The 13,478-nt window shown below is 72.6% G+C and carries 12 protein-coding genes; 1 reads left to right on the top strand and 11 read right to left on the bottom strand.

The annotated features are described in order from the left end of the window. The first annotated feature begins 573 nt into the window (after positions 1 to 573). On the top strand, positions 574 to 2,202 hold the full coding sequence (locus KME75_RS05860; RefSeq protein WP_219413492.1) for an ABC-F family ATP-binding cassette domain-containing protein: 1,629 nt from the start codon (positions 574 to 576) through the stop codon (positions 2,200 to 2,202). Positions 2,203 to 2,214: 12 nt separating this feature from the next. Here the strand turns inward: KME75_RS05860 and KME75_RS05855 are convergent, their stop codons facing one another. The 11 genes from KME75_RS05855 to KME75_RS45650 all read right to left on the bottom strand — a co-directional run bounded on the left by KME75_RS05855 (position 2,215) and on the right by KME75_RS45650 (position 13,477). Next, a complete protein-coding gene (locus KME75_RS05855; protein ID WP_219413491.1) occupies positions 2,215 to 3,111 on the bottom strand; it encodes a LysR family transcriptional regulator in 897 nt (298 codons plus the stop codon). Positions 3,112 to 3,203: 92 nt separating this feature from the next. Next, positions 3,204 to 4,649, bottom strand: a complete 1,446-nt coding sequence (locus tag KME75_RS05850) for an aldehyde dehydrogenase family protein (protein WP_219413490.1) — start codon at positions 4,647 to 4,649, stop codon at positions 3,204 to 3,206. A 51-nt stretch (positions 4,650 to 4,700) separates the two neighbouring features. Next, positions 4,701 to 5,834: a TIGR03364 family FAD-dependent oxidoreductase gene (locus KME75_RS05845; RefSeq protein ID WP_219413489.1), complete on the bottom strand. Its 1,134-nt coding sequence runs from the start codon at positions 5,832 to 5,834 to the stop codon at positions 4,701 to 4,703. 30 nt (positions 5,835 to 5,864) lie between these two features. Then, positions 5,865 to 7,181 (bottom strand): MFS transporter, encoded by a 1,317-nt coding sequence (locus KME75_RS05840; protein WP_219413488.1) that lies wholly within the window; start codon positions 7,179 to 7,181, stop codon positions 5,865 to 5,867. Further along, complete coding sequence (phnA, locus tag KME75_RS05835) at positions 7,178 to 8,455, bottom strand: phosphonoacetate hydrolase (RefSeq protein WP_219413487.1); 1,278 nt, start codon at positions 8,453 to 8,455, stop codon at positions 7,178 to 7,180. Before phnA ends, KME75_RS05840 begins: the two co-directional genes overlap by 4 nt. A gap of 292 nt (positions 8,456 to 8,747) precedes the next feature. Further along, positions 8,748 to 9,158: a hypothetical protein gene (locus tag KME75_RS45660; RefSeq protein ID WP_308282587.1), complete on the bottom strand. Its 411-nt coding sequence runs from the start codon at positions 9,156 to 9,158 to the stop codon at positions 8,748 to 8,750. Positions 9,159 to 9,172: 14 nt separating this feature from the next. After that, positions 9,173 to 9,727, bottom strand: a complete 555-nt coding sequence (locus tag KME75_RS45655) for a hypothetical protein (RefSeq protein WP_308282586.1) — start codon at positions 9,725 to 9,727, stop codon at positions 9,173 to 9,175. 76 nt (positions 9,728 to 9,803) lie between these two features. After that, a complete protein-coding gene (locus KME75_RS05825) occupies positions 9,804 to 10,901 on the bottom strand; it encodes a serine hydrolase domain-containing protein (RefSeq protein WP_219413486.1) in 1,098 nt (365 codons plus the stop codon). A 184-nt stretch (positions 10,902 to 11,085) separates the two neighbouring features. Further along, positions 11,086 to 11,538, bottom strand: coding sequence for a GNAT family N-acetyltransferase (locus tag KME75_RS05820; protein ID WP_219413485.1), 453 nt, complete (start codon positions 11,536 to 11,538; stop codon positions 11,086 to 11,088). Next, on the bottom strand, positions 11,535 to 12,503 hold the full coding sequence (locus KME75_RS05815) for an ABC transporter ATP-binding protein (RefSeq protein ID WP_219413501.1): 969 nt from the start codon (positions 12,501 to 12,503) through the stop codon (positions 11,535 to 11,537). The genes KME75_RS05820 and KME75_RS05815 overlap by 4 nt, the downstream gene beginning before the upstream one ends. Beyond that, positions 12,503 to 13,477, bottom strand: coding sequence for an ABC transporter ATP-binding protein (locus KME75_RS45650; protein ID WP_308282585.1), 975 nt, complete (start codon positions 13,475 to 13,477; stop codon positions 12,503 to 12,505). Before KME75_RS45650 ends, KME75_RS05815 begins: the two co-directional genes overlap by 1 nt. Position 13,478: the final 1 nt, after the last annotated feature.

Genomic DNA, 13,478 nt, shown 5'->3' with positions numbered 1-13,478 from the left:
CGATTCCGCGGCCGCGCACAGTTCGTCGACCGCCACCTGCAGGTGGCGGTACGCGTCGGCAACAGCGGACATGCCACCGAGTTTAGTCGAACATGCTTTCGAGCAACGGGGCTATTCGAGTGAACGCGAGATTTACAATAGTGAATGGATCACGGAGACTCTCGTTGTTTGCGCGAGCAAGCCTTCGGTCGGCTTGGCGAACTACTGATGGCGTGGTCGCCCTGCGAGATGCTCGCCATGCCTCCCGGGCTCGCGTACAGAGACCTCTCGCTTGGTCTCATACGCAACTATCCTGTGGTCACCTGGAGCAAAAGAACAGGACCACAGCCAGTTGAGCGCGGGGCTTCGCTGCCTCGTCAATCCCTCTCACGTCGCCCTCGTCGGCGTCACTAAAGTCGGTGACGAGCGGGAGAAGGAGACCAGCGGTGATAGGGGACGACGACAGCTCCGAGTGATACCGGAGCTGTGCCGGCCCACTGGCGCGCCCACGCAGCGCTGCGGTGGCCGTTTCGTCGTCCCCTGACCCCCTGCCGGGCGCCCCGGCGCGCCCGCATCACCCGTGACGGCTCTCGCATGTCCGATGCGTTCATCGTCTGTTCGAACCTGTCCTTCTCCTGGTCCGACGACACCCCGGTCTTCCAGGACCTGTCCTTCACCGTCGGCGGCGGCCGCACCGGCCTCGTGGCGCCGAACGGGGCCGGGAAGAGCACGCTGCTCAAGCTGATCGCCGGTGAGTACCGGCCGAGTGGCGGAGCCGTGTCCGTCGACGGGGTGGTCGGCTGTCTCCCGCAGAGCCTGCCCTTCGCCGGTGACCTCACCGTTGCCGAGGTCCTGGGGGTCGCTCCGGTGCTCCGGGCGATCGCCGCGATCGAATCGGGGGACGCGAGCGAGGAGCACTTCACGACGATCGGCAGCGACTGGGACGTCGAGGAGCGCACGCGCGCCCAGCTGGATCGGCTCGGCCTCGGGGACGTCGAGCTCACGCGGCGCCTGCACACGCTCAGCGGAGGCCAGGTCGTCTCCCTCGGTCTGGCCGCACAGCTGCTGAAGCGGCCCGACGTCCTGCTGCTCGACGAGCCGACCAACAACCTCGACCTCGACGCCCGCCGCACGCTCTACGGGGTGCTCGAGGAGTGGGGCGGGTGCCTGCTGCTGGTCAGCCACGACCGGGCGCTGCTCGACCGGATGGACCGGATCGCCGAGCTCGACCGCGGCGAGCTCCGCTCGTACGGCGGGAACTACACGGCCTACGACGAGGCGGTGCGTGCCGCCCGCGAGGTGGCGGAGAAGAACCTCCGCAACGCCGAGCAGGAGGTCAAGCGGGAGAAGCGGGAGATGCAACAGGCCCGTGAGCGCGCCGCGCGCCGGGCGGGAGCCGCTGCCCGCAACCTCGGCAACGCCGGCCTGGCGAGGATCGTCGCCGGCGGTCTGAAGCGACGCGCCCAGGAGTCGGCGGGGAAGTCGAACGAGACGCACGCGGCGCGGGTCGACGAGGCCAAGGCCCGGCTCGACGAGGCGGGCCGAGCCGTGCGCGACGAAAAGAAGATCGCGCTGGCGCTGCCGGGGACACGGGTCCCGGCCGGCCGCACGGTGTTCCTCGGCGAACGGATGCAGGTCCGCCGCGTCGAGCGTGCCCTGTTCGCCGCCGACGGCCTCGACCTGGTGATCCGCGGGCCCGAGCGGATCGCGCTGATCGGCCCCAACGGCGCGGGCAAGTCCACGCTGCTGCGCCTGGTCAGCGGCGAGCTGGAGCCGGACGGCGGCACGGTCCGACGGGCCGACGGCCGGGTCGCCTCGCTGTCCCAGCGCCTGGACCTCCTCGACGTCGACCGCACCGTGGCGGAGAACCTGGCCGCGTTCGCGCCCGCGCTGCCGGAGGCGCAGCGGATGCGTCTGCTCGCCCGTTTCCTGTTCCGGGGCTGCCGCATCCACCTCCCGGTCGGGGTGCTGTCCGGGGGTGAGCGGCTGCGCGCCACCCTGGCCTGCGTCCTGTTCGCCGAACCGGCGCCGCAGCTGCTGCTGCTCGACGAACCGACCAACAACCTCGACCTGGTCAGCGTCGGGCAGCTGGAGGGCGCCCTCGCGGCCTACGAGGGCGCGTTCGTGGTGGTCAGCCACGACGAGCGGTTCCTCGCGGAGATCCGGGTGGACCGCGCGCTGCGGCTTGCGGACGGCCGGCTGTGGGAGACGGGAACGGGCTGACCCCGCCCGGCGTCACTCCGGCCAGTCGGCGAGCTCGCGCAGCATCGCCATGAACGCGCGCTCGGCGGGGGAGAGCAACCGGTCCCGCCGGTGCGCGACGACGACGGGCCGGGCGGGCGGTGCGGGTCGCACGTCGATGACGGCGAGCGCGCCCAGCGCGGTGTCCCTGGCGACCGCGTGCTCCGAGATCAGCGACACCCCCAGCGCGGCGCTGACCGCCTGCTTGAGCGTCTCCGGGCCCCACATGTCGGCCGTGGTGGCTCCGGCGAGGTCCCACCGCTCGAGCTCCGTCTGCTGGAGCAGCCGGGTGGCCGAGCCGTGCTCGCGCAGCAGGAACCGCTCGCTCGCCAGCTCCGACGGCGCCACGACCCGCCCGGCCAGCGGATGGTCCGGGCGTCCGATGAGGACGATCCGGTCGCTGAACATCGGCTCCACCACGAGCTGGGGCGCGTTGGGCCGCCCGGCGAGCACGGCGAGGCCGACCTCCCCGTCGAGCAGCCAGCGCTGTACCTGCTCGCCGTTGCCGACCTGCAGGCCGTGTTCGATGTCGGGGTGCTCGCGCACGAACCGGGCGATGAGCGGTGGGAGCAGGTAGGTCCCGACCGTGCTCGTGCCCGCGACCGTGATCCGGCCGGCGGCGAGGCCCTGCACCTGCTGGATCGCGGCGATGGCCTCGTCCGCGAGCAGGAAGATCCGGCGCGCGTGCTCGGCGAGCACCTCGCCCTCCGCCGTCGGCCGGATCCGGGCTCCCGACCGGTCGACAAGCGTGGCCTTCAGGGACTGCTCGAGCTGCCGCACCTGCCCAGAGACCGACGGCTGGCTCATGTAGAGCTTCTGCGCGGCCGCGGAGAAGCCACCGCAGTCGAGCACCTGGAGGAAGATCCACAAGCGGTGGAGGTTGAGCTGCATGCACCCGTCCTCGGTCGTGGGCGCGTCGTCGCCGCCCGGCCGAAGGCTACGGCCGGGCGGCCCGGATCAGTAGGCGCAGATCGGCGGGACGATCAGTAGCTGATGCAGGCCGACCGCCACTCGGTGTAGAAGTCCCAGACCTGCGGGGAGCACTCGGGCGGACCGAACTGCGACGCCTTCGCCCCGGAGTGCGGCAGGTGCGCGTACGCCCCGACGCCGGGCCGGTTGACGTGCAGCATGCCGGCCTCGAAACGCTCGAGCGCCTCGAACATCCGCGCCGGGTCCCGCGTGAACAGCGTGCCCGACATCCCGTACCGCACCGAGTTGGAGATCCGCATGCCGTCGTCGAAGCCGTCGCAGCCGATGACCGAGAGCACCGGGCCGAAGACCTCCTCCTGGGCGATGGTCGCGTCCGGCTCGACGTCGCGCAGCACCGTGGGCTGCATGTAGAAGCCTGGCGTGGGGCCCGACGCCGCAAAGCCCCCGCAGGCCACCTTCGCCCCCTCGGTCTGGGCCTGCTCGACGGCGGCGAGGCACGCTGCCAGCCGGTCGCCGTCGACGACGGGGCACACGTCGGTTTCCGCCGCGGCGCCGGGGCCCACGCGCAGGGCGGACACCCGCTCGACGAGCCGGTCCAGCAGCGCCTGTTCCACCTGGCGGTCCACCACGACCCGGCTGGTGGCGCTGCACCGCTGCCCGGCCTGGCCGAACGCGCCGTGCACGATCGCGTCCGTCGCCGCTTCGAGATCGGCGTCCGCCAGGACGATGACGGCGTTCTTGCCGCCCAGTTCGAGCTGGGTCCGAAGCAGCCGCGGCGCACCGGCCCGCTGGATCGCGACGCCGACCGGGACCGAACCGGTGAACGAGATCCCGGCGACGTCCGGGTGCGCCACCAGTGCCTCGCCGACCGGGCGGTCGCCCTGTACGAGGTTGAGCACCCCGTCGGGCAGGCCGGCGTCGGCGAACAGCTGCACGAGCAGCGCCGCGGTGAGCGGGGTGAGCGGCGACGGCTTGAGCACGGCCGGGCACCCGGCCAGCAGTGCGGGCGCGACCTTCCACATCGGTATGGCCAGCGGGAAGTTCCACGGCGTGATCAGCCCGACCACGCCGATCGGCACCCGGAAGGTGCACGCGAACGTGCGCGCCTCCTCGGCCGGGGTGGTGACCCCGTTGAGCCGGCGTGCCTCGCCCGCGGTGAAGTCGAGCACGGCCAGCGCCCGGTCCACCTCGCCGCGGGCCTCCGCCGTCCGCTTGCCCTGCTCGCGGGTGATCGCATCGGCGAAGTCGTCCCGCCGCTCGGTGAGCAGCTGCCACGCCCGGCGCAGGTACGCCGCCCGGGCGATCGGGCCGAGTGCACGCCACGCGGGCCCGGCGCGATGTGCGGCCGCGACGGCCGCCTCCGCGTCGACCCCGCCGGACTCCGCGAACTCGCCGATCACGTCGCCGGTGTCGGCGGGGTTCACGTCGGGACGGGTGCGGCCGGTCTCCGGTGCGACCCAGCGCCCGTCGATGTGGTTGTGCACGTGCTGGGGATCCATCACGCCTCCCAGGTCGGGCTACTGTGCTGAACGGTGAGCTCGCAAGCTCGCTCACGCATGGGCGAGCAGGTCCTCGGCCAGGCCGAACGACAGGGTCATGCCGGCGCCACCGAGGCCGTTGACGACCGTGACGCCCGGCGCGGGGTGGGCCACCAGGTCGGCGGCGCCGTCGGGCAGCGAGGGGTAGACGCCGTGCCAGCGCTCCGCGATCGCGGGCCGGGGCAGGGCGGCGAAGGTCGAGAAGTAGTCGAGGATCGCCCGGTTGACGGCCTCGTGCTCGAACGGGTCGTGGGTCAGGCCGTAGTCGTGACTGTCGCCGATGGTGACCGCGCCGTCGGCGGTCTGCGAGACCAGCACGTGGATGCCGTGGGCGAGGTGCTCGGGCAGTTCGGCCGCGAAGCGCCTGCGCAGCGGCTCGAGGCTCGTGCAGTGGGCGAAGGCCTTGTAGTGCAGCAGGGTCAGCCCGGCGCAGAGCGACGGGCCCAGTGCCCATCCGGGCGGCTGTGCACCGGTCCGCATCATCTGCAGCTTGCAGCGCCGGATCCCGGCGGCGGCGAACACATCCGGGTACAGCGCTTGGAACTCGTTCCCGCTGCACACGATCGCGCGCTCGGCCCGCCAGGCACCGGCCGTCGTCGCCACGACGGGCAGGTCGACCTCCCGGACCGCGGCGCCGTACACGATCTCGACGCCGAAGTCGGCGGCCAGCACCTCGGCGACCGCCGGGACGGCCTCCCGCGGGTCGACGTTGATCTCGGTCGGGCTCCACATGGCGCCGCGGAGCCCGTCGGGCCGGGCCACGTCGGAGCGTTCGGCGACCTCGGCCGGGGTGAGCATCCGGGCGCCGTTCTCGACCGCGGCCGGGGTGGTGGCCAGGAACTCCTCGAGCACGTCCTGCTCGTCGGCGTGGCGCACCAGGTGCAGCGATCCCGACTCCGCGTACCAGGCCCCGCTGCGCTTGAGCAGGTCGAGCCAGATCTCCCGGCTCCGCAGGGCCCGCGGGTACAGGTCGGCGGGCTGGCCGATCGGCCACAGGAGGCCGAAGTTGCGGACGGACGCGCCGACGGCGCGCTCGTCCCGTTCGAACAACGTCACCCGCTCGCCCCGGCGCGCCGCCGCCAGGGCGTGGGCCAGGCCCACGATCCCGCCGCCGATCACGGCCACATCGGTGTGTCGTGTCGTCATCGCACTGCCGTCCTTCCGGATCTGCGGCGGTCAGGCCGCCGCGGGCATCGAGTTCCAACGGGGCACGAGCAGGAGCGCGGCGAGGAGCGCCGCGCCGGCGAAGCCGTAGAACAGGGCGCCGGCACCGAGGTAGCCGGGCAGCAGCCCGCCGAGGATGGCCCCGACCGAGCCGCACCCGTTGACGAAGCCGGCGGACGCGCCGGCGTGCTCGGAGGTGCCGAAGTCGACCGCGCAGACGCAGGAGATCATCGCGTCGGCGGCGTAGACGGTGAGGCCGATCAGCGCCAGCATCACCACGACAATGGTGACGTCGCCCGACGCCGTCAGCGGGACGAACAGCACGAGCACGGCAACCAGGCCGAGCAGGCTCAGGACGGCGGGCGGGATCCGGCGGGCCTGGAACAGCTTGTCCGACACCAGGCCGATCAGGATCGGCGCGGCGAGCCCGGCGACGCCGAACGCGACCGGGATGACGACGGCCTCGAGCATCCCCGCCTCCGGGATGCGCTCGATGACGATGACCGGTCCCCACAGCAGGATCGCGTAGCGGGCCGGCTTGAGCAGGAAGTACGAGGCACCGAGGGTGAGCACCATGCGGTCTCCCACGGCGGCGACCAGCGCCTCGCGCACCGACCGCGGTGGGATCGGCGCCGCGTTGGAGGCGGGCGGGACGACATCGCTGCGGAACTCGTCGATGGGCGGCAGCCCGACGTCGGTGGGGCGGTTGCGCTGCAGGGCCGCGAACGCGACGAGCACGACCGCGACGACCGCGGCGCCCGCGAGGAAGGCCGCTCGCCACGTCCCGACGACGCCGTAGGCGATCCAGCCGACGAACGGCGCCGCGACCAGGCCGCCGAAGGCGTAGTTCGTGCTCCACAGGCCGAGCACCCGGCCCCGCTCGCCGATCGCGAAGAACTGCGAGACGTTCTTGCAGAGCGCCGACCAGCCCGTGGACTGGGCCAGCCCCTGCACCACCATCAGTGGGGCGAACAGGACCAGTGCAGGCACCACGCCGAGCAGCGTCGCGGCGACGGCCGACATCGCGAGCCCGCCGAGCACCACGACCCGCGGCCCGAAGCGGTCGGCGAGCGTGCCCCAGGTGAACTGGCCGATCGCATAGGCCGCGAGGTAGAGCGCGTCGAGGTTGCCGAGCATGGCCTTGGTGAGCGTCAGGTTGACCGCCGGGTCCTCGAGGATCCCGACCTTGGCCACGGAGAAGGCCTGGCGGGTGAAGTAGAAACCCGCGTAGGCCACCCACGTGATCGCGAAGATCTGCACCCGCCACCGCCGGTAGAGCGGCACGAGGGCGTCGTTGCCCGTCTGCAGCCGGGGTGCGGTTTCGGTCATGTCACCGCCTCCCCGGGCCGGGCGGCGGGAACGCGCGCGGGCACCAGGTTGTTCAGCGCCACCCAGTAGGCGTCGAAGTTGCGCAGGCGGTGCGCCTCCGGCAGGCCGACGACCTCACGGTTCACCAGGAACGGCACCCGCTGCTCGGTGAGCCCGCCGTGCGAGCGCAGCGGCTCGTCCAGCTGCGAGACGTCGTGGCGCGCGGGCTCGGTGCCGAGGGCCGTGTTCCGCTCGGAGATCAGCACCAGATCACCGACGCGGTCCGCGGGCAGCTCGAAGGTCACACATGCGGTCTCGCGATCCAGGACGCGGTCGATACCGGCCAGCTCTGCGAGCCGGGCCGCGGTCGCCGCGCGGTCGGCGTCGGAGGGGAGATACACGGTGGCGAAGGAGCCGAGCGCGCCGTGGTGGGCGGTGTACGGATCGGTGATCGGGAGGATCACGCGGGCTGTGCCCGCCCCGAGCCAACCGTCGAGGTGGGGCTGCAGGAAGACGACCCGGGGTTCACCGTGCTCGTCGGACTTCGCGTTCATGCCGTGATCGGCGGTGATCACCACAGCGGGCCCCAGGGCGTCGAGCTGCGCGAAGTAGCTGTCCATCATCGCGTAGAACTCGGTGGCGACCGGCGATCCCGGGGCGTGCTTGTGCTGGATGTAGTCGGTGAGCGAGAGGTACATCAGATCGGGGCGGTCACGCTCCAGGAGCCGGACGCCCGCCGCGAGCACGAACTCGCTGAGCTCGGCGCTGTAGACCGAGGGCTGCGGCTGCCCGACGAGGTCGAGCAGGCCGGTGATCCGGTTCTCCTCCCGGGTGGCGCGCTCGGCGAACTCCGCCGAGAAACAGACGCCGTGCTGCAGGCCGGCACCGAGCAGCCTGCGCAGCTTGTCCTTGGCGGTCACCACCGCCACCCGGGCGCCGGCCCGTTCGAACTCGGCGAAGAGCGTCGGAACTCGCAGGAATCGCGGGTCGTTCATCAGCACCTCGGAGTCGGTGGTGCTGTCGTAGAAGTAGTTCCCGCAGATCCCGTGCACCGCGGGCGGAACTCCCGTGGCGATCGAGAGGTTGTTCGGATTGGTGAACGACGGCATCGCGCATTCGGCGTCGAAGCTGCCGCCGCGCTCGACGACCGAGGCCAGGTAGGGCATGTGGCCACTGGCGATGGCCTTCTCGTGGTACTCCGGTTCGCTGCCGTCGATGCAGACCACCACGACGGGTTCGGCGGGATGCCGGTACTCCCGCCCGTTGATGCGAAGTGCGCTCCGATCGTTCTGCACCAATTCCTCCAGGAATATCGAAGCGACGGCCGTAGCGGGTGCTGCGGTCCGTTCGCGCCGAATGGGACTGGAGCAATGTGTAACAGTGGAACCGATATCACCGGAACGTGTCACCTCGCGATGACCCCCATAGTCGATCGTCGATAGGTCACGCACATCCCCGGGGGCGGCGGATGGCGGCTACTCGGCCGCGACATCGCGGACCGGCGCCGCACCGCCCGAATCCGCTTCGACCGCGTGGCCGTCGACGATCACTCCCGGTTCGCGTTCGCGCAGGTACTGCCGACCGAGCTCAGCCAGGCGTGAGCCGCCCGTCCCACCACGCGAGTACGCGTGTGCCGTAGAACGAGAGCCATTTGGACGGCTCGCCGGGCGCCACGTCGACCTCGAACCAGACCCGGCCGGGGTGGCGGCGTTCCTGCAGCCAGGTGCCGTCGGGTCGGCGGGCGGCGCGGATCACCTCGATCGCTTCCGCCAACCGAGGATCGGGCGCGACCTCGTCGTGCAGCGCCGCCGCCCGGAAGTGCTCCGCCGCGTTCAGCACGCTGTAGATCCAGCGGAACGGGTAGGCGAACCGGGTGGCCCACGGCCCGACGAGCTCGCCGGTCGACAGGGTGCGCAGCAGTCGACGCTGCAGCAGGTACTCCTCGCCGGCCCGACGGGCGGTGCGCAGCGCGTCGGAGCCGCCGGTGGCGGCCTCCAAGTACAACAGCCCCTTCAGGGAGTTGAGCGTGGAATGGAACGAGGAGCGGGTCGAGTCCTCGACCCATTCGCAGTTCCAGCCGCCGTCGGCCATGCGGTGGTCGAGGAACCATCGGCGATTCCCGAGACGTCGGCCCCGAGCCACGAGCCGTTGGCGAGCGTGTAGGCGTTGATGCAGCAGTCGACCTCGCCGCCCCAGTACGGCAGGTCGTCGTAGTCCCACCGGCTGTTCGCGGCGAGCAGGTCGGCTGTGCCGGCGAGCGCGGCGGCGTCGAGGCCCCAGTCGCGGAGGGTGTTGAGCGTCCACGTCGTCGCGGTCCACGGCTGCCCCGCGCCCTCGGCCGCCTCGGGGCCGTGGAAGTCGAAGTCGCTCGGGAAGAACGGTCCGCCGGCCCACTGCCCGTCGGGATCCTGCAGCGCGAGCAGTCGCGCTCCGAACCCCTCCCTGGCGATCCGGGCGCGAGTCGCACCCCACGCCTCCTGCGGCGCGCCCGCGAGGTCGCGCTCGACCTGCCAGCGCAGCGCCGGGTCGGAGTCGAGCAACCAGTCGAGCAGGGCCGGGTCGACCATGTCGAGAGGCTAGCGGCCGCCGTCCCGGCGGTCCGGGAGGCCGTTGCCGCGCAGGCTCGACCCGGGTCGATGTGGATCAGCCGGCGTGCAGCACCGCGTGCGCGGCGTCGAGCGCCGGGCGCCACATGGCCTCGTTCGGCACCGGCGGCCCGCTGACGTGCAGCCGGTTCGTGGCCAGGACGACGGTCGCGGCGTGCTCGGGCAGCACCGCGAAAGTGCTGCCGGTGAAGCCAGGGTGCCCGAAGGCGGTGACCGTGCAGCCCGCGGCCGTCGTCGACCACGAGCGGAAGCCACGGGACTGGCCCGCGTCCGGGCCGCCCGCGAGGAACGCGCCGAGCGCCGGCCACGGCCCGTCCCCGGACGCGCTGCGGCACAGCGCGTCGCCGAGCCGCAGCAGGTCCTCGACCGTCGAGAACAGCCCGGCGTGCCCGGACGCGCCGCCGAAGGTGTGGAACGCGTTCCCGTCGTCCACCTCGCCGACGAGGACGTGCTCGCGCCACCCGGCGAAGTCGGCGGCCGAGCGCGGGACGGGGTAGGGGTCGCCGGTGTCGAGCATCCGCCGTTCGATCACGTCACCGAGCCCGCCCGCCGCGACCTCGCCGCCCACGGGCGCGCCGAACGCCGTGTGCGTCATCCCGGCCGGGTCGAGCACCAGTTCCCGGACGGCGACCGGCAGCGCGGCTCCCGCAGCGGCCTCGACGACCTGACCGAGCAGCATGAAACCGAGGTCCGAGTAGTGCCGCCCGGCCCCCGGGGCGTACCGCAGCGGCAGCTCCCGCACCAGCTGCCGACCCGCGTCGGGGTCGGTGACGTCGCAGTACGTCGGCCACCACTCCCACAGCCCGGCGCGGTGCAGCAGCAGATCGTCGATCGTCATCGGGCCGGCGCCGGGCAGGTACCGGCGCACCGGGTCGGCGAGGTCGAGCCCGCCCGCGGAGGCGAGGGCCAGCAACGCACTCGTCGTGCCCGCCACCTTCGTGACGGACGCCAGGTCGTGGCTGGTGGTGGCGGTCATCGGGAGCGGATCGGGCACGCCGAGCACCTGCCGGTGCCCCGCGACGGCGACCCTGTCGACGTCCGGCGCCCGCACCGCGAGACAGGCCCCTGGCGGGGGTGCACACCCGTCGTCGGCATGGGAGACGAGCGCGCGCACGACCGCGTCGAGGCCGGTCATGACAGGACCGCCTGCCGGCGGGGGGCGAGTCCGCATGTGAGGGGCCCAGGGGCGGTGATCGTCGGTTGTGGGACGTGGGCGCCATATGTGTCGCTCTGGTCCCGTTTGTAGCGATCACGGGGGGAAGGTGCCGCTGGTGCACCTCGTGTCGGCTCGCGCACCAGTTGCCCCGCGACCTGCACCCTCACGCGAGCGACCGTTCGAGCTCGATCTCCGGCACGCCGTACTCCGGCTCGACGCGCTCGCGTCCGGTGGGCCGCCACCCCTGCCGCTCGTAGAAGGCGCGGGCGGGCGCGTTCGGGGCGAAGACCCACAGCGTGGCCGTCCGCGCCCCGGCCTCCCGCAGGTGTTCGGTGCACGTGGCGAGCAGCCGCACGCCCAACCCGGTGCCCTGGGCCCGTGGGTGCACGTAGAGGCTGTCGACCCGACCGGCCGCCGCCGTGCAGCGCGTGACACCGAGGACGGCGCCGTCCTCGGCGATGAAAGCCGCCGAGTCCGCGAGTGCCGTTCGCCACAGGCCGGTGGCGCGGTCGCGGTCCATCGCGGGCAGGTCGAACGAGGCGTAGCTCGTCGTCCAGCAGGCCAGGAACACCTCGACGACGCCGCCGAGGTCGTCGGCGCGCGCCGGCCGGATCATCGGGTGGCGAACAGCGACCGGGCCGCCACGTGGCAGGCCGCCCGGTGCCCGGAGCGGATCTCCTCGAGCGGCGGCAGGTCGGTGCGGCAGACGTCCTCGGCCAGCGGGCAGCGCGGGTGGAACGGGCACCCCGACGGCGGCGCGACGGGGTTGGGCACCTCGCCGATGACGGTGGCCGCGAGCGGCTGGGCCAGCGTCGGGTCCGGCACGGGGACCGCGCCGCGCAGCCCGGAGGTGTAGGGGTGCAACGGCGAGTCGAGCACGTCCTTCCAGCCGCCGTCCTCAACCACGCGTCCGAAGTACATGACGGCGACGCGGTCGCTGATCTGGCGCACCATCGCCACGTCGTGGCTGATGAAGACGTACGCCAGCTGCAGCTCCGTGCGCAGGTGCACCAGCAGGTTCATCACCTCGGCGCGCACCGAGACGTCCAGCGCGGACACCGGCTCGTCGAGCAGCAGCACCCGCGGCTCCACGGCGAGCGCCCGTGCGATCCCGACGCGCTGGCGCTGCCCGCCGGACATCTCGTGCGGCAGCCGCTGGGCGAAGGCCTCGGAGAGCCCGACGAGGTCGAGCAGCTCCACGACCCGGCGGCCGCGGTCGCGGGCCGAGGCGCCGATCCGGTGGACCGTGAGCACCTCCTCGAGCGCGTTGCCGACCGACTGCCGCGGGTCCAGTGACGAGTACGGGTCCTGGAACACCATCTGGATCCGCCGCCGCTGCTCGCGGAGTTTCCGGCCCCGCAGCGCGGTGAGGTCGACGCCGTCGAGCACCACGCGCCCCGACGTGGGGTCCTCCAGGCGCACCAGCACCTTCGCCAGCGTCGACTTGCCGCAACCGGACTCGCCGACGATGCCGAGCGTCTCGCCGGCGGCCAGGGTCAGCGACACGCCGTTGAGGGCGTGCACGACGGCATCCGACTCGCGCACCGGGAAGCGCTTGACCAGGTCGATCGCCTCGAGCATCACGTCCACTCCTCCGGGGGGACCCAGCACGCGGCCCGGCCGGCCGCGCGCTCCAGCAGCGGGGGCTGCTCCAGGCACACCTCGCGGGCCTGTGGGCAGCGCGGCCGGAACACACACCCCTGCACCTGCTCGGTGGGCAGCGGCGGGCGGCCGGGGATCTGGGCGAGCGGCGGACGGGCGTCGTCGGCGGGGTTGGGCAGCGACGCCAGCAGCCGCTCGGTGTAGGGGTGCTGCGGTGCGGCGAAGACCTGCTGCACCGGCGCGTCCTCCACGACGTGCCCGCCGTACATCACGATCACGCGCTCGACCAGCCGCGCGACGACGCCGAGGTCATGAGTGACCCAGATCGTCGTCATGCCCATCTCGCGCTGCAGCTCGGCGACGAGGGCGAGGATCTGCTGCTGGATGGTGACGTCGAGCGCGGTGGTGGGCTCGTCGGCGATGAGGAGGGTTGGCCGCAGCGCGAGCGCCATCGCGATGACGACCCGCTGCCGCATCCCGCCGGAGAACTCGTGGGGATAGGAGCGGCTCGTCCGTTCCGGGTCGGGGATCCCGACCCGGGCGAACAGCTCCAGCGTGCGGGCGCGGGCCGCGTCGGCGTCGACGCCGTGCACTCGCAGGGCCTCCATGACCTGATCGCCCACCCGCATGAAGGGGTTCAGCGAGGTCATCGGGTCCTGGTAGACAATCGCGATCGCGCGGCCCCGCAGCCCGCGCATCTCCGGCTCGCTCAGCGTGGCGAGGTCGCGGCCCTGGAACTGCACGCTGCCGCGGGTGATCCGCAGCGGGTCGCCTAGCAACCGCATCAGGGCGAGCATCGTGACCGACTTGCCCGACCCGCTCTCCCCGACGACCCCGACGGTCTCGCCGCGGCGCAGGGTGAGGTAGATCCCGTGCACGATCTCGACGGGACGGCGGCGACCGGCGGCCACGGCGAGGTCGTGGACCTCGAGCACGGGGGCGCCTGCAGTCACG

The sequence above is a fragment of the Pseudonocardia nigra genome, from assembly GCF_019396355.1.
Classification (GTDB): domain Bacteria; phylum Actinomycetota; class Actinomycetes; order Mycobacteriales; family Pseudonocardiaceae; genus Pseudonocardia; species Pseudonocardia nigra.
Note: the sequence above shows the minus strand (reverse complement) of the source record. Positions and strands in the feature narration are given on the sequence as shown.

Coding starts and splice junctions, on each gene's coding strand:
- KME75_RS05840 (WP_219413488.1), bottom strand. CDS start 7,181: ATGACCGAAACCGCACCCCGGCTGCAGACGGGCAACGACGCCCTCGTG.
- KME75_RS05820 (WP_219413485.1), bottom strand. CDS start 11,538: ATGATCCGGCCGGCGCGCGCCGACGACCTCGGCGGCGTCGTCGAGGTG.
- KME75_RS05860 (WP_219413492.1), top strand. CDS start 574: ATGTCCGATGCGTTCATCGTCTGTTCGAACCTGTCCTTCTCCTGGTCC.
- KME75_RS05825 (WP_219413486.1), bottom strand. CDS start 10,901: ATGACCGGCCTCGACGCGGTCGTGCGCGCGCTCGTCTCCCATGCCGAC.
- KME75_RS05850 (WP_219413490.1), bottom strand. CDS start 4,649: ATGGATCCCCAGCACGTGCACAACCACATCGACGGGCGCTGGGTCGCA.
- KME75_RS05855 (WP_219413491.1), bottom strand. CDS start 3,111: ATGCAGCTCAACCTCCACCGCTTGTGGATCTTCCTCCAGGTGCTCGAC.
- KME75_RS05815 (WP_219413501.1), bottom strand. CDS start 12,503: ATGCTCGAGGCGATCGACCTGGTCAAGCGCTTCCCGGTGCGCGAGTCG.
- KME75_RS45655 (WP_308282586.1), bottom strand. CDS start 9,727: ATGGTCGACCCGGCCCTGCTCGACTGGTTGCTCGACTCCGACCCGGCG.
- KME75_RS05845 (WP_219413489.1), bottom strand. CDS start 5,834: ATGACGACACGACACACCGATGTGGCCGTGATCGGCGGCGGGATCGTG.